At 54.7% G+C, this 19,901-nt stretch carries 17 protein-coding genes; 10 read left to right on the forward strand and 7 right to left on the reverse strand.

Translation table 11 applies throughout. From position 1 onward, the window contains the following. The first annotated feature begins 68 nt into the window (after positions 1 to 68). From znuA to lpxM, 3 genes are all read left to right on the forward strand, one after another. Positions 69 to 1,139 (forward strand): zinc ABC transporter substrate-binding protein ZnuA, encoded by a 1,071-nt coding sequence (znuA, locus tag FJU30_RS05155; RefSeq protein WP_150433924.1) that lies wholly within the window; start codon positions 69 to 71, stop codon positions 1,137 to 1,139. 12 nt (positions 1,140 to 1,151) lie between these two features. Then, the gene (gene mepM / locus FJU30_RS05160; RefSeq protein WP_150433925.1) at positions 1,152 to 2,474 is read left to right on the forward strand and encodes a murein DD-endopeptidase MepM; all 1,323 of its coding nucleotides are present in this window, start codon (positions 1,152 to 1,154) and stop codon (positions 2,472 to 2,474) included. A gap of 155 nt (positions 2,475 to 2,629) precedes the next feature. Then, positions 2,630 to 3,592, forward strand: a complete 963-nt coding sequence (gene lpxM / locus FJU30_RS05165) for a lauroyl-Kdo(2)-lipid IV(A) myristoyltransferase (RefSeq protein ID WP_150433926.1) — start codon at positions 2,630 to 2,632, stop codon at positions 3,590 to 3,592. A 310-nt stretch (positions 3,593 to 3,902) separates the two neighbouring features. On the opposite strand, the gene pyk is transcribed toward lpxM, so the two are convergent. Further along, complete coding sequence (gene pyk, locus FJU30_RS05170; RefSeq protein ID WP_150433927.1) at positions 3,903 to 5,345, reverse strand: pyruvate kinase; 1,443 nt, start codon at positions 5,343 to 5,345, stop codon at positions 3,903 to 3,905. Positions 5,346 to 5,547: 202 nt separating this feature from the next. Beyond that, complete coding sequence (locus FJU30_RS05175; protein WP_150433928.1) at positions 5,548 to 6,411, reverse strand: MurR/RpiR family transcriptional regulator; 864 nt, start codon at positions 6,409 to 6,411, stop codon at positions 5,548 to 5,550. Between the two features lie 504 nt (positions 6,412 to 6,915). On the opposite strand from FJU30_RS05175, the gene zwf reads away from it, so the two are divergent. Together zwf and FJU30_RS05185 are read left to right on the forward strand one after the other, a co-directional pair. Then, positions 6,916 to 8,391 (forward strand): glucose-6-phosphate dehydrogenase, encoded by a 1,476-nt coding sequence (zwf, locus tag FJU30_RS05180; protein ID WP_150433929.1) that lies wholly within the window; start codon positions 6,916 to 6,918, stop codon positions 8,389 to 8,391. Positions 8,392 to 8,529: 138 nt separating this feature from the next. Next, complete coding sequence (locus tag FJU30_RS05185) at positions 8,530 to 9,168, forward strand: bifunctional 4-hydroxy-2-oxoglutarate aldolase/2-dehydro-3-deoxy-phosphogluconate aldolase (protein ID WP_150433930.1); 639 nt, start codon at positions 8,530 to 8,532, stop codon at positions 9,166 to 9,168. A 107-nt stretch (positions 9,169 to 9,275) separates the two neighbouring features. On the opposite strand, the gene purT is transcribed toward FJU30_RS05185, so the two are convergent. Beyond that, positions 9,276 to 10,454 carry a formate-dependent phosphoribosylglycinamide formyltransferase gene (gene purT, locus FJU30_RS05190; protein WP_150433931.1) on the reverse strand — a complete coding sequence of 393 codons (1,179 nt, stop codon included), beginning with the start codon at positions 10,452 to 10,454 and terminating at the stop codon, positions 9,276 to 9,278. Between the two features lie 174 nt (positions 10,455 to 10,628). On the opposite strand from purT, the gene FJU30_RS05195 reads away from it, so the two are divergent. Then, complete coding sequence (locus FJU30_RS05195; protein WP_191091527.1) at positions 10,629 to 12,665, forward strand: S9 family peptidase; 2,037 nt, start codon at positions 10,629 to 10,631, stop codon at positions 12,663 to 12,665. 319 nt (positions 12,666 to 12,984) lie between these two features. Here the strand turns inward: FJU30_RS05195 and FJU30_RS05200 are convergent, their stop codons facing one another. Next, positions 12,985 to 13,215, reverse strand: a complete 231-nt coding sequence (locus FJU30_RS05200) for a DNA polymerase III subunit theta (RefSeq protein WP_150433933.1) — start codon at positions 13,213 to 13,215, stop codon at positions 12,985 to 12,987. 552 nt (positions 13,216 to 13,767) lie between these two features. On the opposite strand from FJU30_RS05200, the gene ftnA reads away from it, so the two are divergent. Both ftnA and FJU30_RS05215 read left to right on the forward strand, forming a co-directional pair. Continuing rightward, positions 13,768 to 14,277, forward strand: a complete 510-nt coding sequence (gene ftnA / locus FJU30_RS05210; RefSeq protein WP_150433935.1) for a non-heme ferritin — start codon at positions 13,768 to 13,770, stop codon at positions 14,275 to 14,277. 164 nt (positions 14,278 to 14,441) lie between these two features. Next, on the forward strand, positions 14,442 to 14,795 hold the full coding sequence (locus FJU30_RS05215; protein WP_150433936.1) for a YebY family protein: 354 nt from the start codon (positions 14,442 to 14,444) through the stop codon (positions 14,793 to 14,795). Between the two features lie 529 nt (positions 14,796 to 15,324). On the opposite strand, the gene FJU30_RS05220 is transcribed toward FJU30_RS05215, so the two are convergent. Next, positions 15,325 to 15,645 carry a hypothetical protein gene (locus FJU30_RS05220; protein WP_150433937.1) on the reverse strand — a complete coding sequence of 107 codons (321 nt, stop codon included), beginning with the start codon at positions 15,643 to 15,645 and terminating at the stop codon, positions 15,325 to 15,327. Positions 15,646 to 16,477: 832 nt separating this feature from the next. Beyond that, complete coding sequence (gene yniD / locus FJU30_RS27030; RefSeq protein ID WP_223881501.1) at positions 16,478 to 16,582, reverse strand: small membrane protein YniD; 105 nt, start codon at positions 16,580 to 16,582, stop codon at positions 16,478 to 16,480. A gap of 804 nt (positions 16,583 to 17,386) precedes the next feature. Here yniD and FJU30_RS05225 point away from each other — a divergent pair. Then, positions 17,387 to 18,145, forward strand: coding sequence for an SDR family NAD(P)-dependent oxidoreductase (locus FJU30_RS05225; RefSeq protein WP_150433938.1), 759 nt, complete (start codon positions 17,387 to 17,389; stop codon positions 18,143 to 18,145). Between the two features lie 38 nt (positions 18,146 to 18,183). On the opposite strand, the gene FJU30_RS05230 is transcribed toward FJU30_RS05225, so the two are convergent. Then, positions 18,184 to 18,585: a YybH family protein gene (locus FJU30_RS05230; RefSeq protein ID WP_150433939.1), complete on the reverse strand. Its 402-nt coding sequence runs from the start codon at positions 18,583 to 18,585 to the stop codon at positions 18,184 to 18,186. 393 nt (positions 18,586 to 18,978) lie between these two features. Here FJU30_RS05230 and FJU30_RS05235 point away from each other — a divergent pair, with 393 nt between their 5' ends. Then, complete coding sequence (locus tag FJU30_RS05235; protein WP_150433940.1) at positions 18,979 to 19,695, forward strand: glyoxalase superfamily protein; 717 nt, start codon at positions 18,979 to 18,981, stop codon at positions 19,693 to 19,695. Positions 19,696 to 19,901 lie beyond the last annotated feature (206 nt).

Consider the following 19,901-nt stretch of genomic DNA (forward strand, 5'->3'; position numbering starts at 1 on the left):
TAGATTTGCAGATGTATTGTGATGTTATATCATAACTGGCAATAATTAAACCAATGAGATAATGAGTCATGCAACAACAATCAATCGCACAGCGCTCCGCTAAATGGTTAAAACCTTTACTGCTGGCCAGCACGCTTATGATGGCCGGCTCGACGTTCAGCACGCTGTCTGCCGCTGTTTTAACCTCGATACGCCCGCTCGGATTTATTGCTGCAGCCATTGCTGATGGTGTAACAACAACGGAAGTTTTGCTGCCGGATGGTGCTTCACCCCATGATTATGCCTTGCGCCCGGCGGATGTCCAGCGTTTAAAGTCAGCGCAGCTGGTTATCTGGATCGGGCCGGAAATGGAAACCTTCCTGACGAAACCGATATCGCAACTCGATAGCGGACGGCAGATTACGCTGGCCGAACTGCCGGCCATCCGGGCGTTGCTGGTTAAAGAGTCGGCTCACGCGCATCATGCCGAGGCCGGGGAGCAGCATGATCACGATGCGCATCAACATGCCGATGCTCAGCAGACTGCGGCCCACGAACATGACCACGGCGAGCACGATCAGCCGGGCGACGATGCGGCGCACGACCATGACGAAGAGGACGATGGGCACCATCATGGCGAGTACAATATGCACATCTGGCTCTCGCCGGCGATGTCAAAACAGGCGGCTATCGCTATTCACGCAAAATTATTGGAACTTATGCCGCAAAATAAGGACAAATTAGACGCGAATCTGCTTTCTTTCGAACAACAACTCGCGCAAACAGACGAAAAAGTTGTTAAGATGCTGAAGCCTGTGCAGGGTAAGGGATATTTCGTGTTTCATGATGCCTATGGCTACTTTGAGAAACACTATGGTTTGAGCCCGTTGGGCCACTTTACCATCAACCCTGCCATCCAGCCCGGCGCGCAGCGTTTAAATGAAATTCGAACTCAGTTGGTTGAGCACAAAGCGGTATGCGTTTTTGCTGAGCCACAATTCAGGCCAGCCGTAATTAATGCTGTTGCCCGGGGTACTGACGTGCGTTCTGGCGTGTTGGACCCGCTGGGGAGCGGTATCGCCCTGAGTAAGGACAGTTATGCTGACTTTCTATTGCAGTTGTCCAACCAGTACGTGAGCTGCCTGAAGGAAAAAATATAAGGATGCGAATAAGTGCAGCAGATAGTCCGAACTATCGCTCTTGCGTATAACAGCTTACCCCGGCCTCATCGCGTCATGCTGGGGTCGCTTACCGTCGTTACATTGGCCGTTGCAGTCTGGCGGCCTTTTGTTTATCCCCCCGTCAGTGATGCTCCCGTCATCGTTCGCGATATCGATCTCGACAGCAGTCAGTTGCGTTCGCTGGCTCCCGAAGCCAGCGAACCTATCGATCAGCCGGTTCCCGATGACGATATCCCGCAGGATGAGCTGGACGATAACGTCGCCGATCGCGGCGGCGTACACGAATACGTGGTGTCAAGCGGCGATACGCTGGGCAGTATTTTAACGCAGTACGGCATCGATTTGGGCGAGGTGACGCAGCTGGCGGAGCAGAATCCGGCATTGCGCAACCTGAAGATCGGCCAGCAGATCTCCTGGGCGCTTAATGAAAACGGCGACCTGCAAAGCCTGACCTGGCAGATGTCGCGGCGCGAAACCCGCACCTACGAGCGGGTGGACAACAATTTTAAAGAAAACAGACAAACCATCAAAGGCGAATGGCGCAACAGCGTATTGACCGGCGAACTCAACGGCAGCTTTGTCAACAGCGCCAGGGCCGCAGGGTTAAGCAGCGCGGAAATCAGCGCGGTGATCAAGGCGCTGCAGTGGCAGCTGGATTTTCGTAAGCTGCGCAAAGGCGATCGCTTCGCGGTGTTGATGTCGCGCGAAATGCTGGACGGCCGCAGCGAACAGAGCGAACTGCTGGGCGTACGCCTTAACAGCGGCGGCAAAGATTATTTCGCGGTTCGCGCCGAAGACGGCAAGTTTTACGATCGTGAAGGTTCGGGGCTGGCGCGCGGCTTTATGCGTTTTCCCACCATGAAACAGTTCCGCATTTCCTCTAATTTTAACCCGCGCCGGGTCAATCCGGTTACCGGACGCATTGCGCCGCATAAAGGCGTCGACTTCGCCATGCCGGTAGGAACGCCGGTGCTGGCCGTCGGCGACGGCGAAGTGGTCATTGCGCAGCGCAGCGGGGCAGCCGGCAACTACATTGCGGTGCGTCATGGGCGCCAGTACACCACGCGTTATATGCACCTGAACCGCGTGCTGGTGAAACCGGGGCAGAAGATAAAGCGCGGCGACCGTATCGGCCTGTCGGGCAATACCGGTCGCTCTACCGGGCCGCACCTGCACTACGAGTTCTGGATTAACCAGCAGGCGGTCAACCCGCTGACGGCGAAATTGCCGCGCTCCGAAGGGCTGAGCGGTCAGGATCGCAACGAATATCTGGCTACCGTTCGTCAGGTGATCCCTCAGCTCCAGATCGATTAATTCCCTGCGGGGCGTTGCTACAGCCGGCGGTTTTTGACCGCCGGCTTCGCTGTTTCTACGGGGTTGATTTATGCCGGCTATGCTGAGACCGACGGCGCGGCGTCGCCGGCATTGGTTATGATGACTATTCACTCGTTTACCTGAAGAGTTTGTGCATGGAAAAAGAAAAAAAGACTAACGCGGAGTTTATCCCTCAGTTTCAGCGAGTCTTTTACCATCCCCGTTACTGGGGCGTGTGGCTGGGCGTGGGCGTTATGGCCGCCGTGGCTTATGTGCCGGCGCGCTGGCGCGATCCGCTGCTGGGGAAATTAGGCAAACTGGTCGGCCGCGTCGCCAAAGGCGCGCGCCGCCGCGCGCGTATCAATTTACTTTATTGCCTGCCTGAACTCAGCGACGCGCAGCGTGAGAGCATTATTGACGATATGTTTGCCACCGCGCCGCAATCGATGATTATGATGGTTGAGGCTGGGATCCGTAATCCTGCCCGACTGAACCAGCAGGTGCGCTGGCACGGCGAGGAAATCCTGCAGACACTGCATGAGCAGCAGCGTAATGTGATCTTTCTTGTCCCCCACGGCTGGGCGGTGGATATTCCGGCGATGCTGATGGCTTCACGCGGTCAGCCGATGGCCGCCATGTTTCATAATCAAAAAAACGCGCTGGTCGATTACCTGTGGAACCGGCTGCGGCGGCGTTTCGGCGGACGGCTGCATACGCGCAATGACGGGATTAAGCCGTTTATCAGTTCGGTGCGGCAGGGGTTCTGGGGATATTATCTCCCCGATCAGGATCACGGCGCCGAGCATAGCGAATTTGTAGATTTTTTTGCCACCTACAAGGCCACGCTGCCGGCGATCGGTCGCCTGATGAAGGTGTGCCGCGCTGAGATCGTGCCGCTGTTCCCGGTTTATTGCGCGCGCGAAGGCCGGCTGGATGTGTATGTCCGTCCGCCGATGCACGACCTGCATGACGCCGACGATCGCTACATCGCACGGCGTATGAATGAGGAAGTGGAAATCTTTGTCAGACCGCATCTGGAACAGTACACCTGGATATTGAAACTGCTTAAAACGCGTAAGCCGGGGGAAATCGAACCCTATATGCGCGACGATTTGTAATTTGACGAGGTATCCGGCGGCCCGACGGCTGGCGCGCTGAAACGGCCTGAGGCTGCTGACCGCGCAATGACGAATATTGCGCGAGAGAATGCCGCCGGGCGGTAAATCCGCCGTATTCTTATAAGCCTGGGCATCACCGCCGTACCCGCCTTGTCATCAATAAAAAAACCGGACGACTGTCCGGTTTTTTTATTGATGACAGCGCTTGTGATGAGCGAGGGGCACAGGCAGTGCCCCATTATTGTCCACCGCTGCGCCAGGGGCGGATATCGGTCGGCAACCTCGTTTGGCGCGTTTTAAAGCGCCAGGGTTACTCGACGCGCAGAATACGACTGGTGTTGGTGGTGCCGACGGTACCCATCACGTCGCCCTGAGTCACGATGACCAGATCGCCGGACATCAGAAACCCTTTGTCGCGCAGCAAAATAACCGCGTCATTGGCCGCCGCCACGCCATCGGTATAGCTGCTGAACGCTACCGGCGTTACGCCGCGATACAGCGCGGTCAGGTTCAGCGTGCGTTCATGACGCGACATGGCGAAAATAGGCAGGCCGGAACTGATGCGCGACATCATCAACGCGGTGCGTCCGGACTCGGTCATTGCGATAATGGCCGATACCCCTTTCAGGTGATTGGCCGCATACATACACGACATGGCAATCGCTTCTTCGATGTTGTCGAATTGCACATCAAGACGGTGCTTCGACACGTTGATACTGGGGATTTTTTCCGCGCCGAGGCAAACCTGCGCCATCGCGGCAACGGTTTCGGCCGGGTACTGCCCGGCGGCGGTTTCCGCCGACAGCATCACCGCATCGGTGCCGTCCAGCACGGCGTTGGCGACGTCCATTACCTCCGCGCGCGTCGGCATCGGATTGGTAATCATCGACTCCATCATTTGCGTCGCGGTAATGACCGCGCGGTTAAGCTTGCGCGCGCGGCGGATGAGTTTTTTCTGAATGCCCACCAGCTCGGGATCGCCGATCTCGACGCCCAGGTCGCCGCGGGCCACCATCACCACATCGGAGGCAAGGATGATGTCATCCATCGCTTCGTCGGTGGCGACCGCCTCGGCGCGCTCGACTTTAGACACAATCTTCGCGTGGCAGCCGGCATCGCGCGCCAGGCGCCGGGCATAGTTGAGATCTTCGCCGGTGCGCGGAAAGGAAACGGCCAGGTAGTCGACGCCGATTTTTGCTGCGGTAACGATGTCTTCTTTATCTTTTTCCGTTAACGCTTCAGCCGACAGACCGCCGCCGAGTTTGTTGATGCCTTTATTGTTGGACAACGGCCCGCCGACGGTGACCTCGGTAAAAACCTTCAGGCCCTGAACGTCCAGAACTTTTAGCTGTACGCGGCCATCGTCCAACAACAAAATATTGCCTGGCGCGACGTCTCCCGGTAAACCTTTATAATCAATACCGACGCTTTCTTTATCGCCTTCGCCTTTAGCCAGATTGGCGTCAAGCACGAATTTATCGCCGATGCTGAGGAAGACTTTCCCTTCTTTAAACGTCGATACGCGAATTTTGGGGCCTTGCAGATCGCCGAGGATGGCGACGTGGCGCCCCAGACGAGCGGCGATCTCACGCACCTTGTTGGCGCGTAATTGATGATCTTCTGCCGTACCGTGGGAGAAATTCAGGCGGACTACGTTAGCGCCCGCGGCAATAACCTTTTCCAGATTATTATCGCGGTCGGTAGCCGGCCCCAGGGTGGTAACTATCTTGGTTCTTCTGAGCCGTCTGGACATGTATAACTCCGTTGACTTGTGAAGCAATGGTGTAGCGAAACCTTGAGCGACCTAACCAGAGTGTAACTTTATTACAATTCTAATGCATCCGGGTTATCCGTATCATGGAACAAAAAAGATCATCATTCTGGTCTGTTTTCTCCGTCGGAATGGCTCAGTCAGAACCGGTAAAACAGGGGATATCGGCTTATCGCCGACCGGACTAAGCGCGGTTGATCTGCGTGTCTTTATCAAAGCGCGATTCTTTCAGCGCTTCTTTGACCCGCTTCAAGTTATCCCTGAATTTTGCCCCCCGGCGCAAAGTAAATCCGGTGGCCAGCACGTCAATCAGCGTTAACTGAGCAATTCGCGATACCATCGGCATATAGACGTCGGTATCTTCCGGTACATCGACCAGCAGCGACAGCGTGGCCTCGCGAGCGAGCGGAGTATCCTGCGAGGTAATCGCGATGACCGTGGCGTCATTTTCCCGCGCCAGATGCGCCATTTCAACCAGGTTTTTTGTCCGCCCGGTATGTGAAATCAGCACTACCACGTCGCCTTCGCCGGAATTCATACAGCTTATGCGCTGCATCACCAGATCGTCAAAATAGATGACCGGTATGTTAAAGCGGAAAAATTTGTTCATCGCATCATGCGCCACGGCGGCGGAGGTGCCGAAACCAAAAAAGGAGATTTTCTTCGCCTGCGTCATGAGATCGACCGCGCGATTAATGGCGGCGATATCGAGGCTGGATTTCACGTGCTCCAGCCCGGCCATGGTTGACTCGAAGATTTTCCGGGTGTAGGACTCCGCGCTGTCGTTTTCATCGACGTTGCGGTTCACCCAGGGGGTGCCGTGCGCCAGACTCTGAGCCAGATGTAATTTGAAATCGGGAAAACCGCGCGTTTCCAGACGGCGGCAAAAACGATTGACGGTAGGTTCGCTGACATCGGCCATACCTGCTAAGGTTGCAATACTGGAGTGTATGGCGACCTGCGGGGCGGCAAGAATAGCTTCGGCGACTTTTCGTTCTGACTTGCTCAGGAGCTCCAGATAGCTCTGGATTTTTTCCAGCATATTCATATGGCATTGACCAGTTATGGTTTTTTCGATTTCAGCTAAAGGAGAAACCAATGCGGATTTGGTGAAAATATACTACGCGCTGCGAACGGTGGGCAGTGAAAGCATACGATATCGGCGCTTTTTTTCACGTAACATGATATGTGTCTAACTTTCAAAAAAGTAATTCACTGTCAAAAAAACAAATAGTGTGCGCTCCGGTCTTGCTGGTCCAGCATCCGTTTTTTCATGTTAAATATAATTCTTTGATTTTATATGGTTATATTTCTATCGGTGACGGCGGCAGAGCCGCTTTCGTGCAGTAAACGGATTGACCATAGTCTGAAACTTCTCTTTTTGCCTCCGTTTTTACCGTTTTATTCCCGGAATAACGGCGGGGTTATGCGCTAAAAATGTCGTCTGGCGCACAGAATCCCGCTCTTTCTGCCCGGTTTACGGTGTGTAGTCAAAAAGAGTAGAGTATAAATGTAAGAAAATTACAATATATCCTGCAACGAGGAGATAAACATGGCGGTAACCTCAACAGCCCAGGCCTGCGACCTGGTTATTTTCGGCGCAAAAGGCGATCTGGCGCGCCGTAAATTGCTGCCCTCCCTGTATCAGCTGGAAAAGGCTGGTCATATTCATCCGGAAACCCGCATTATTGGCGTGGGGCGCGCCGGATGGGATAAGAATGCTTATACCGATGTCGTGCGCGAAGCGCTGGACACCTTTATGAAGGAACCGCTGGATGAATCTCTGTGGGAAACGCTGAGCGCCCGTCTGGATTTCTGCAATCTGGATGTTGAAGATACCGAAGGATTCAGCCGGCTGGGTGAAATGCTCGATCAAAAAAATCGCACCACAATTAACTATTTCGCCATGCCGCCCAGCACCTTTGGCGCCATCTGCCGCGGGCTCGGCGCGGCCGGTTTGAACCAGGATCCCGCCCGGGTGGTGATGGAAAAACCGCTGGGCACCGATCTGGCATCGTCGCGCGTGATCAACGACCAGGTGGCGGAATTCTTTGATGAAAGCCAGGTGTACCGCATCGACCACTATCTGGGTAAAGAGACCGTGCTGAATTTGCTGGCGCTGCGCTTTGCCAACTCGTTGTTTGCCGCCAATTGGGATAACCGCACCATCGATCATGTGCAGATCACCGTGGCGGAAGAGGTCGGTATTGAAGGACGCTGGGGCTATTTCGATAAAGCCGGCCAGATGCGGGATATGATCCAGAACCACCTGCTGCAGATCCTGACCATGATCGCCATGTCGCCGCCCGCCGATCTGAGCACGGACCGGATTCGCGACGAAAAAGTCAAAGTGTTGCGTTCATTGCGCCGTATCGATCGCAGCAACGTGTATGAAACCACGGTGCGCGGCCAGTACACCGCCGGATTTGTGCAGGGTAAAAAAGTGCCCGGCTATCTGGAAGAAGAGGGCGCGAACAAATCCAGCAGTACCGAGACCTTTGTCGCCATTCGGGTCGATATCGATAACTGGCGCTGGTCCGGCGTACCGTTTTATCTGCGCACCGGCAAACGTCTGCCGACCAAATGTTCCGAAGTGGTGGTGTACTTTAAGAACCCTGCGCTCAATCTGTTCCACGATTCCTATCAGCAACTGCCGCCCAACAAACTCACCATCCGTCTGCAGCCCGATGAAGGGGTGGAAATTCAGATCCTGAATAAGGTGCCGGGCCTTGACCATAAACACCGTTTGCAGACGGTTAAGCTGGACCTGAGCTTCTCAGAAACCTTTAGTCAGGAGCATCTGGCCGATGCCTATGAGCGTCTGCTGCTGGAAACGATGCGCGGCATCCAGGCGCTGTTTGTGCGGCGTGACGAAGTGGAAGAAGCCTGGAAATGGGTGGACTCCATTATGGATGCCTGGGCGACAGACAACGAAGCGCCGAAGCCTTATCAGGCGGGCAGTTGGGGGCCGGTCGCCTCCGTTGCCATGATTACGCGCGACGGGCGATCCTGGAACGAGTTCGAATAATCGACGGCGGCGCAAGATAATGCGAACGCCGCGCAGCATAATGCTGGCCGCGATGTGCGGTCAACAGAGCGAAAACCGGCGCAGGGTCCCGTAACGGATCCTGCCTTTTGATTAATGCAGACGGGGAGATAACCACGCATGAAAAACTGGAAAACGAGCGCAGAAGCGGTCCTGAAATCAGGACCGGTCATTCCTGTGATCGTGGTAAATAAACTGGAACAGGCGGTGCCGATGGCCAAAGCGCTGGTCGCCGGCGGGGTGAAGGTATTGGAACTGACGCTGCGCACCGATTGCGCGGTGGAAGCGATTCGCGCCATCGCCAAAGAAGTACCGGAAGCGATCGTCGGCGCCGGGACGGTTACGAATCCGCAACAGTTGGCCGACGTCACCGCTGCGGGCGCGCAGTTCGCCATCAGCCCCGGCCTGACCGAATCGCTGCTGAAAGCGGCCGTCGCCGGTCCTATTCCGCTGATCCCGGGGATCTGCAGCGTGTCTGAACTGATGCTCGGCATGGACTACGGTTTGCGTGAATTTAAGTTTTTCCCGGCCGAAGCCAATGGCGGTATTAAGGCGCTGCAGGCGATTGCCGGTCCGTTCTCGCAGATTCGCTTCTGCCCGACCGGCGGGATTTCGCCGAAAAACTACCGTGATTATCTGGCGCTCAAAAGCGTGCTGTGCGTGGGCGGTTCCTGGCTGGTGCCGGCGGATGCGCTGGAAAGCGGCGACTATGCGCGCATCACCGAGGTTGCGCGTGAAGCGGTGGCGGGCGCGGCCTGATTCCGTCGCGTCCGAACACCAGATCCCGCGCAGCAAAGTGCGGGATTGGACGGGCAGGACGTTAAACCGGGCAACAGGGTTTTTTAGCCGCCCGTTGCCCGCTGCGGTTATCCTTCAATATGCACGGCGGCGGCGGTTTCCTTCGCCAGGTTGACGGCGGCTTCGGTCGTATCGGCCACCGCCAGCGCGACCCCCATCCGGCGTCGCCCGTCGATATCCGGCTTGCCGAATAGACGAATTTGCGTCTGCGCCCGCAGCGCCGTTTCCAGACCTGAATAGCGCACGTTCCGGCTGGTCAGGCTGGGCAGCAGCACGGCCGACGCCGCCGGGCCGTACTGACGAATCGCGCCGACCGGCAGGCCGAGAAACGCGCGCACGTGCAGCGCGAATTCCGACAAGTCCTGAGATACCAGCGTCACCATGCCGGTGTCGTGCGGACGCGGCGACACTTCGCTGAAGATCACCTCGTCGCCGCAGATAAACAGTTCGACGCCGAACAGGCCGTAACCGCCCAGCGCCTGCACCACCTCGCCGGCGATATTTCTGGCGCGCTGCAGCGCCGTCTCGCTCATTGCCTGCGGCTGCCATGATTCGCGGTAATCGCCGTCTTGCTGGCGGTGGCCGATGGGATCGCAGAAGTGAATACCGTCGGCGGCGTGGACCGTCAGCAGGGTAATTTCAAAATCGAACCTGACCAGTCCTTCCACAATAACCCGGCCGCCCCCGGCGCGCCCGCCCTGTTGCGCATAATGCCAGGCCGCCTCCATCTGCTGCGGATCGCGGATCAGGCTCTGCCCCTTGCCGGAGGAACTCATCACCGGTTTAACGATGCAGGGATAGCCAATTTCTTCCGCCGCCGCGCGAAAACTCGCTTCCGTGTCGGCGAAACGGTAAGGGGAGGTCGGCAGGCCGAGTTTTTCCGCCGCCAGCCGGCGAATGCCTTCGCGATTCATCGTCAGTTGGGTGGCTTTGGCGCAGGGCACCACGTGCAGGCCGCGCTGCTCCAGTTCGACCAGCTTGTCGGTGGCGATGGCCTCGATTTCCGGCACGATATAGTCGGGACGCTCCTGTTCAATCAGCGCCTCCAGCGCCTGGCCGTCCAGCATGTTAACGACGTGACTGCGATGGGCCACCTGCATCGCCGGCGCATCGGCGTAGCGATCGACCGCGATCACTTCCAGCCCTAAGCGTTGACACTCAATGGCGACTTCTTTACCCAGTTCTCCCGACCCCAGCAGCATGACCCGGGTGGCGGCAGCGCGCAGCGCGGTTCCTATCATTAACATAACTTCTTACCTGATCCGTCGTTGTGAAAAGAGCGCCAGTATAAACGAAAACGTTTGCGTTTGGCATCCGCCGGACGACGTCGCTCCCCGGCGAACCGTATGGCGCCGGCAAAGTGATCTGGCGGCGCGCGGGATTCGTGGTACTCTTTTTCATCCGCAGTAAGGAAGCAAAAATTGATGAAAGCACCGCAAGCAGAGAAACGCCCCTGGCCGTTAACTACCCACAACCATACGCGCATCGATCCCTGGTACTGGCTGCGAGACGATGAACGCAGCGACCCGCAGGTACTTGATTACCTGCGGCAGGAAAATGATTGGTGCCGGCAGGCGATGACGCCCTGCGACCCGCTGCGCCAGACGCTATATGAAGAAATGATCCGCCGCATTCCGCCGGCGGATATGTCCGTTCCCTATGTGTATAACGGCTATCGCTATCAAAGCCGCTATGAAGAGGGACAGGAGTACGCCATCTATTGTCGTCAGCCGCGGGAGGCCGACGACGAATGGCGCGTTTTGCTGGACGGCAACCAGCAGGCGGCCGGCCATGAGTTTTACCAACTGGGTATGCTGGAAGTGAGCCCGGATAACCGTGTTCTGGCTCAGTCGGAAGATTTTCTTTCGCGTCGTCAGTACGATATTCGCTTCCGCGATCTGCGGGGGGAAAAACAGTACCCGGAAGTTATCTCTCAGGCCGCGGACGGCTTTGAATGGGCGGCGGATTCTGGTTCGATCTATTACGTGCGCAAACATCCGCAGACGCTGCTGCCTTATCAGGTCTATCAGCACGTGCCGGGCAGCGATCCGGCCACCGACCGACTGGTGTTTGAAGAAGCGGACGACCGCTGGGACGTCAGCCTGGGGAAAACCACCTCTGAGCGCTATATCATCATTTTGCTGAGCAGCACCACGGCGACCGAGATCTGGCTGCTGGATGCCGCCGTCGATCAGGCTGAACCGGTGTTGTTTATCGCGCGCCGCCAGGATCACGAATATCTGGTCGATCACTATCAGGATTGCTTTTACCTGCGATCGAATCGGGCGGGGAAAAACTTCGGCCTGTATCGGACCGGGACTATCGGCGAAACCGACTGGGAAACGTTGGTCGCTCCGCACGATACGCGGGTGCTGGAGAGTTTCGCTCTGTTTCGTGACTGGCTGGTGCTGGAAGAGCGCGAGCAGGGGCTGGTTTTTCTGCGCCAGATACACTGGCAAACCCGGCGGGAGAAAACGATTCGCTTTAGCGATCCTGCCTGGGTCGCCTGGCTGGGACATAACCCTGAGCCGGATACATCGCTATTACGCTATGGCTATTCATCAATGACCACGCCTTCGACGCTATTTGAGCTGGATTTGGACAGCGGACGGCAGGAAATACTTAAACAATCGCAAATTAGTCAGTTTTCCGCGTCCGATTATGCCAGCGAGCGCCTGTGGATTAACGCCCGGGATGGCGTACAGGTACCGGTATCGCTGGTGTATCGCCGCGACAGCTTCCGGCGCGGCGATAACCCGTTGCTGGTGTACGGTTACGGCGCCTACGGTATCAGCATGGAAGCGGATTTCAGCGCCAGCCGGCTCAGCCTGCTCGATCGGGGCTTCGTGTTCGCTATCGCCCATATTCGCGGCGGCGGCGAACTGGGGCAGCAGTGGTATGACGCCGGTCGTTTGTTCAATAAAATGAACACATTCAATGATTTTATCGATGCGTCGCAGGCGCTGATCGCTCAGGGCTACGGCCATCCGCAGCGGGCCTTTGCGATGGGCGGCAGCGCCGGCGGCCTGTTGATGGGGGGGGTGATCAATATGGCGCCTGAACTGTTTAAAGGCGTGGTGGCGCAGGTTCCGTTCGTCGATGTATTAACCACCATGCTCGATGCGTCTATCCCGCTGACAACCGGCGAGTATGAGGAGTGGGGCAACCCGCAGGATCCGGCCAGCTATGACTACATTCTGCAATATAGTCCTATCGATGGCGTAAAAACGCAATCCTACCCGCATCTGCTGGTTACCACGGGGCTGCACGATTCGCAGGTGCAATACTGGGAGCCGGCCAAATGGGTGGCTAAACTGCGTGAAGCAAAGACCGATGACCATCTCCTGCTGCTGTACACCGATATGGAGGCGGGGCACGGCGGCAAATCGGGACGGTTTAAATATTACGAGGATATTGCGCTGGAGTATGCGTTTTTGCTGATGGTACTGGCGCGATAAGCGCCGGAGGGATAACGCTACAGACAACAAACCCACGACAGGCGGGTTTGTTGTCGTCAGTACAAGTCAGCCTTCAGATTTTACCTGAGCCTTTTTAGCTCGTTTTTCGGCACGTTTTTCCGACGCGCTTTTCTGAGGTTTCTTCTTACCGTCTTTCTTGTTGTCCATACCTTTACTCATCATTGCCTCTCTGACAGTAACAGATGGTTTGCCATTCCATTAACTGCCTGTTGTATCCCAGATACAAGAGAAAAAACGCCTGTTAAAAATAAAAGCATAAACAGCGGACAGGTTAGACAAATTGTTTATCAAAACTGAATTATTTGCTTCTCGGCTCATAGGGCAGACGAGAAAACTGCAGCGAGAGTTGGCGATAGAACATCACCCGCTCGCGAAAGTAGCCGCGCAGGTGCTCCGGCTGATCCTTTTCCACCACTTCCGCGATCACCGGCATGTTATAGCGTTCTTTAAATGCGACACCGGATGCGGCCAGGTCGACATTAACCTTGTCCATTTCATCCGGTGAGAGTTCGGCCAGATTGTAACCCATAGGTGACCCTCCTGTTGTCTGTATCAGCCTGCGACGGGCAAAGGTAAAGCAGGCTGTAAAAAATGGCAAGCGCTGGCCGCGCAGTTGACCACCACGACCGCTGTTTTCCATCAGGCATTGATGGCTGCTCGAGTGAGCTCCGGCGCTGGCGCTGACCCTGACCCTGACCCTGACCCTGACCCTGACCCTGACCCTGACCCTGACCCTGACCCTGACCGGACGGGCAGGGCGGTCAGAACGGTGCGCGATCTGACTGCGGCGATGAAGTTTTTAGCCTGGATTGGTAATTGAATGACGGCGTTACACTGGCGACGGCTTAAAATATTTATAATACGAACCATTCGCATTTTTATTATTTAATAATAAAAAACATTCTCATTTATATTTGTTGTTATGCTGGTAATGTAAATTATTATCAATTATTTTAATTTATGTAAATCAATATGTTATGTTTTGTCTTGTTTTGATGTTAATAAAGTGTTTTTTTGTTTTTTGTTTCAGTGCATAATGCGCCAGATCAATTTCCCTGCTAATAAAACAAAAGGAATATATATGTTAAAACAAGAAATGGTAGATAAACTCAACGAACAGCTTAACCTGGAGTTTTATTCCGCTAATCTGTACCTGCAAATGAGCGCGTGGTGCGGAAACAAGGGATTTGAAGGTGCCTCTGCGTTTCTTAAATCACATTCTCAGGAAGAGATGGAACATATGCAGCGCTTATTCAACTATCTGGACGATACAGGAAACATGCCGCTGCTGGGCTCCATCGCCGCGCCGCCGGTAGAGTTTTCTTCTCTGTCTGAAGTTTTCCGCCTGACCCTGGAACATGAACAGCTGATCACCGCTAAAATTAATGAGCTGGCTCACACCGCGATGGTTCTGCAGGATTATTCCACCTTTAACTTCCTGCAGTGGTATGTTTCTGAACAGCACGAAGAAGAAAAGCTGTTCAAATCCATACTCGACAAACTGAGCCTGGTGAATACCACCGACGGCGGCCTGTTCTTTATCGATCAGGATCTGAAAAAAATGGCGTCGGATGTGTCCGCTCAGGGCTGAAGCCGAGCGCGCCACGGCAGGTCGCCGTTTCCGGCCGCCTGCCCGATTTTAAGCATTGTCTGCGCCTTTTTCTGTCGTTATCATCCCGGTCTGAATCTGTTTGTAGGGCGCTCTGTCGCACGCCTTATTGAATAACTCATGACCAGTCACACAGGATGATGATAATGAAAAAACGGCTGCTGTTTCTTCTCACCGGCGCTATATCGTTTAACGTATTTTCCGCCGCGCAACTGGTTACCGTCAGCCGGCTGGAGTACGGTCAGCGCTGGGCTTTTACCCGTGAAGAGATGCAGTTGATTTGCCGCCCGGGCAAGGCGTTGTTCGCGCTGAACACCGGCACGCTGGCGCAGTATCCGTTGAATGACGTGGCGGAAAAACAAATGCGCGCTGGCCAGGTCAGGGCCCAGCCTATCGACTCCCTCCTGCTGGACGATCCTCAACGGCCCGGGCAGAAAAAAAGTCTGCAGCCATTCATTGAACGCGGACAACAGCTGTGCGAGCCTGGCCCGGCGGAATAACACCATGTTTTAACTTACGCCGCGCGGTACGATGCTGTGTGTCTGTTATCACAAAGTTGTTTTTTTGTACTTCTTCTGCACTTATCTTGCACAAACGCGGCTGGCAAAAAACGCGAGGTTGGCTACGCTTAAACCGTGGGCCCAATAAGCCTGCGTAAATGCCAACTTTTAGCGCACGGCTCTCTCCCAGGAGCCATTTCCCTGGACCGGGTACAGGAATCGTATCCGGTCTTTTTTTAACTTATTGATTTTTAATTGCTTTATTTCTTCTGGCCCGAAAATGCTCGAAATTCAATATCCGATCTTTTGCAGACAGGTGTATTCTTTGCCTCGGGGATCCAGATATTTGTCTGTTATTTTGGCCGATTTATGCCCCAATAGCTTCTGAGCAAATAGAGGGATAATTGACTACTGGAGAAATATGAAAAAAATCCCGCGGACGCGGGACCAGCAGAGAACTGACAGTTTAGCTACTGCTCAGGCGACGATTTTCATGAAATTCATTTATTTTGGGGATGAATTGTCATACTTAGGGACATTTTCTTGCAGCTTTAAGCTTTGTTAGCTGGCTGAGTCGCGCACTGGCTTTTTGCCTGGCTTCACTTTTTGCCATACCATTCCCGATACCAAAATCACCCAAGAACCCCAGTACGGTACGTCCATCAAACTCACCTGTTCGTTCAATTTCAGACTGGACGCTTTTGGTTTTTGCAATTTCCTGGCTTAATGCCCTGCAGTCAAAAACGGCGGACTCATCTGCCGTGACCGAAGGAGCTTGTGGATATTGTTTTGTTGCGCATGCAGAGAGCAAAAAAACTATGGCGATGAAAGGCAGCTGTTTTGATTTCATGGTCTATATCCAAAATTAAATAGATATATTTTTAATCGGCTATGAACGCCTGATCTTTAGTCCCTGAAAAAATAAAACCCGGTTTGGAAACCAGATTTTTCGGCACTGCGCTGTACTGGCGTGATAAGCCATCTCAATATTATTTACAATATCAGCGACGTATTGTTTGATTTTCACTTACCTGCAATCTTCGTTTTACCACCTGAATGACTACAGAGATAAACCATGCGATAATAAACAGAGCAACCACCACAACGATAAATGTTACCGAGTCTTCGCCCCACAGGTATCCAGACCCAATCCACTCAAGTCCGCCCGGTCCTGGCTTGAAATAGAGCCATGAATCCAGACCAAATTGTGATCTACCCTTGATTTAATACCCACCTTGTTTTCACATCAAGCAACGAAGGCGAGGTCACGATATCAGGACAACAAGATATCCCGGCGTTCAGGCGACGGGTCATGACGTTCCTGGCGCGGGAAAGGCGTTGAGATGGGCCATGGTCGCCCGATTATTCGGCTGCTGCAATATGCAAGGACCGTATGACCATAACGGTGAGTTACCGCCCTGCAAAGATGAACATCAATGGAAGCGGCTGTGCTGGCATCCTGATTTTGCTATCTATTACAACAGCCGGAGTAACCTGATCAGGCTGTGTCGCGCAATTCATTTTCGCTGTCTGGCGATAAGAAAAATGCATTAAAAATTGTTCTTTTTTTGAACTGGTTTCGTGTGCTCTCGCTTTTGCCGCCGCTGCCCGTCACGGGGGGATTTTCATTTGTCAGGCTATTAGAGATACACAATCTGGGTCTACGCCATAACATCCTCTTATTATCCCCACAGCATGGCGGCCCAGCGTAGCAGCAATAGCCCGACGCATATCAGGATAAGGGCAAGTACCATTTTTCCGTGCTTTTTCACTGTTAGTTTTGACACTCTGCCTCCTGTGGCTGATTCATCCCCACGGGAAAGGGGACGAATCGCTGAGATAAGAGATGACGCCAATAATGGCGGCAACGGTTGCCAGTGCGATAACTATTAGTCTCATGGTTAAACCTGTTCTGTTCTTATTTCGGATGTTGGCCAGAGCGCCATAAATCAACCGATTGACCGGCCAGAACGCTGACATAGCCGGTGCGCCTTTACCACCGGCCGGTGAAATCTTTCCCGTATTATGGGGGTAATCAGGCGTCGGGCAAAGCCACGATCGTCATTTTCCTTGCGTATGCGCAAAAATGACGCTCATCATCTCTTTGTTTTGCGGTTCGCAGAGTGGCGCTGAGGCTGGCGCAGGAGAAGGGAGTAGCGTCGTTTTCGTTTGTCCGCTAACGGCGGCGGAGCGGTCGCTGTCAACGAAGTTGTCACCCTTAATGAGTTTTCAGGCTATTTTTCCCGATGCTATTTGTGGCTGAGTGAACCCGGTATTTATTGTTTTTTTTGTGACGCTGTCACTCATTCGATCGCCCGATGTTACGTCCCGGATTGCACGCTATCTCTGGCGAGACTATTTCCGTCGCGTGATCCCGCCGTTAGGTTTAATCCGCCCGATGCTGCTGACAAGAACTGTCAGTCAGCCTGGCCAGAATAGCCAGACAAATTCACTCTCCCCGATAGGTTGTCGGAGGGGCGGGCTGATTATCCGGTAATTCGCGTCGGTGAGCGAACGCATCATTCGGTTTGACATTAGTCGGTTATCCTCCTGCGCCCCGGAACGTCGGGAATAATAAGAGGTCATTCGTTATGTCAGCGGGCACATTCAGCGGAAAAGTCGCTATCGTAACCGGCGCGTCGACCGGCATTGGCGCGAGCATCGCTCAGGTGCTTTTTCAGCGTGGAGCAACCGTTATTATCACCGGTAGAAATATGGACGCGTTGCATCAGGCGGCCCGGCGCATCGATCCTTCACAATTACGTGTCATCCCGTTAATGGCCGATAGCCGTGATCATGCGTCGATAAAGGCGCTGGTTCAGGAGACCTGGGCCAGGTACGAAAAATTACATCTGCTGGTCAATAATGCCGGCATTACCGGTCCGCACAATGTGTCGGTCTGCGATTACCCGATCCAGGACTGGCATGCCGTTATCGAAACCGACGTAAGCGGCGTCTTTTATGGGATGAAGTACGCGATTCCGGCGATGCTGGCCAGCGGCGGCGGCGCTATTGTCAATCTGTCGGCGGTTAACGGCTGCGTGGGTATCGCCGGAATTGCGCCCTATACGGCGGCAAAGCACGCGATTCTTGGGCTGACGCGTTCGGCCGCGCTGGAATTCGCGCAGCGCGGCATCCGTATCAATGCCGTCGGGCCCGGCTATGTCGATACCGAAAGCATGCGGCTGTTGCCTGATGAGGTCAGGCGACAGATGGCGTCGACCCATCCGATGAAACGTATGGCGTCGTGTCTGGAAGTCGCAAAGACGGTGGCCTTTCTTCTTTCCGATGAGGCCAGCTTTACCACCGGCGCTTTTTATCCCATTGACGGCGGCTATACCGCGCAGTAATGCGTACAGGCCGGGTCCGCAGCGTCGACGGTCATCGGTTAAGGGGGCGGGACATCAAGCAGGTCGGTGCCGTACGAGTTATCAATCGCACATAACCACCGGTTGCCGGCATCTTTACGAAAAACGTACGTCGCCCGGCGCGTCAGCGCATTTGAACCGCCGTCTGCGTCCCGGAAGTTCAACAGGGTTTCCATAATGACCAGCGCGCTGTCGCCTGATTCTATTAACTCCATTTTTCCCTGGCGTACCTCAATGCTGTGGTTAAAGTATGCCGCAATGGTGATGAAGGCCTTGCGGATTTGCTCTTTTCCCGTCGCCAGCAGGCCGGGTTTAATGACCAGTACGGCATCGTCGGTATAAAAATTAAGCAGAGAATCAAAGTCTTCCCGGCTGATGGCGCTATCGGCCGATTTGATCAGCGCCTTAATCGGATGTTCCATTTGTCCCCGCACAAGCGTTAGCGATAAAGGCGAAGCCGGCTTTACTCTCCGGCCGGAACGCGAGTCTGGTCGCGCGTCGCTTTTTACAGTTTGTTGAATATCACCAGATTGATCTATGCCGCGGTTAAATACAAGGCGCTGGCGTCAGGGCGCTGCGTGGATGGGAACAAGGGGGCCGCTTATTGGCGCGTTACCGCGTCGGTTGCGGCAATTGACATCGGAGGTACAGGGCGTATTGTTTTATTCGGGGTGTGTGAGCCCTGCCGCTCGCCCCCTTCCCGGGATGGTGAATTCACACTGTTTTCCTGTTTGATATCCATAGTACGGGGCTGTCCGTCAGCAATGCGAGCACTGGCACTCAGAAAACGAGCGCCCTTACTGGAGAATCAAACAATGCGTACGTATCTTGATGCAAAACTGATGGCAAAGGCGTTGAGGCAAGCGCTGGCCGCCCGATCCGTCACGTTGACTCACAGCGAATGTCTGGAAATTGTCGCCCGGCAATTCGGTTTTGCCGAATGGAATATGCTGGCTGCGCGTATCGACACCGCCTCGACGGATAATCTGCCGCTTGTTCTGCCGCTTAACTGGCGCATGTCGCGCCAGACTAATCAGCGCTATTATCGCGCGGGCCTGTCGCCCGATGACTCCGGCGTGGCGCTGGTCGAAAGTTTATCCGGCTATGGCGACGCGATGCCTGACGATTCGTTTGGCTGTCTGATGCAGAGTATCGTCGCGGACGACTTCAAAAATTGTCGGGTAAAACTCTCGGCCAGTCTGAGAACCGAGGGGGTGGATTCGGCGTCGATCTGGATACGGGTCGACCGGTTGCCCGGCACGGTACTGCGTTTTGACAATTTGCGGCAGCGTGCCGGGAAGGATGGCCCCCTGCGCGGAGACTGCGGCTGGACGGAGCGCAGCATTATCGTCGATGTGCCGGATTATGCTCTGAGCATCCATTACGGCATCCTGCTGCAGGGGCACGGCAGGGTGTGGGCGCGGGCGTTTCGCCTTGAAACGGTCGGCCTTGATGTGCCGGCTACGGCGGGCAATGGGCGCTATCTTGCCGCGCCGTCAAATCTTGATTTTTTAACGGCCAGCCAGTCATAAGCCGCGCCCCCGCCGGCTTGCCGGCGGGGGTAGCGTTGCGCTCTCATTCGGTTACTCTCTCCTGCAAAGCAGCAAGCAGCAAGCAGCAAGCAGCAAGCAGCAAGCAGCAAGCAGCAAGCAGCAAGCAGCAAGCAGCAAGCAGCAAGCAGCAAGCAGCAAGCAGCAAGCAGCAAGCAGCAAGCAGCAAGCAGCAAGCAGCAAGCAGC

The organism is Affinibrenneria salicis (assembly GCF_008710095.1).

Excerpts from the sequence above, each read along its gene's own strand:
- znuA (WP_150433924.1), top strand. The coding sequence starts at position 69 with ATGCAACAACAATCAATCGCACAGCGCTCCGCTAAATGGTTAAAACCT.
- FJU30_RS05220 (WP_150433937.1), bottom strand. The coding sequence starts at position 15,645 with ATGAAATCAAAACAGCTGCCTTTCATCGCCATAGTTTTTTTGCTCTCT.
- ftnA (WP_150433935.1), top strand. The coding sequence starts at position 13,768 with ATGTTAAAACAAGAAATGGTAGATAAACTCAACGAACAGCTTAACCTG.
- lpxM (WP_150433926.1), top strand. The coding sequence starts at position 2,630 with ATGGAAAAAGAAAAAAAGACTAACGCGGAGTTTATCCCTCAGTTTCAG.
- FJU30_RS05235 (WP_150433940.1), top strand. The coding sequence starts at position 18,979 with ATGCGTACGTATCTTGATGCAAAACTGATGGCAAAGGCGTTGAGGCAA.
- purT (WP_150433931.1), bottom strand. The coding sequence starts at position 10,454 with ATGTTAATGATAGGAACCGCGCTGCGCGCTGCCGCCACCCGGGTCATG.
- FJU30_RS05225 (WP_150433938.1), top strand. The coding sequence starts at position 17,387 with ATGTCAGCGGGCACATTCAGCGGAAAAGTCGCTATCGTAACCGGCGCG.
- FJU30_RS05175 (WP_150433928.1), bottom strand. The coding sequence starts at position 6,411 with ATGAATATGCTGGAAAAAATCCAGAGCTATCTGGAGCTCCTGAGCAAG.
- zwf (WP_150433929.1), top strand. The coding sequence starts at position 6,916 with ATGGCGGTAACCTCAACAGCCCAGGCCTGCGACCTGGTTATTTTCGGC.
- FJU30_RS05230 (WP_150433939.1), bottom strand. The coding sequence starts at position 18,585 with ATGGAACATCCGATTAAGGCGCTGATCAAATCGGCCGATAGCGCCATC.
- FJU30_RS05185 (WP_150433930.1), top strand. The coding sequence starts at position 8,530 with ATGAAAAACTGGAAAACGAGCGCAGAAGCGGTCCTGAAATCAGGACCG.
- pyk (WP_150433927.1), bottom strand. The coding sequence starts at position 5,345 with ATGTCCAGACGGCTCAGAAGAACCAAGATAGTTACCACCCTGGGGCCG.
- FJU30_RS05200 (WP_150433933.1), bottom strand. The coding sequence starts at position 13,215 with ATGGGTTACAATCTGGCCGAACTCTCACCGGATGAAATGGACAAGGTT.
- FJU30_RS05215 (WP_150433936.1), top strand. The coding sequence starts at position 14,442 with ATGAAAAAACGGCTGCTGTTTCTTCTCACCGGCGCTATATCGTTTAAC.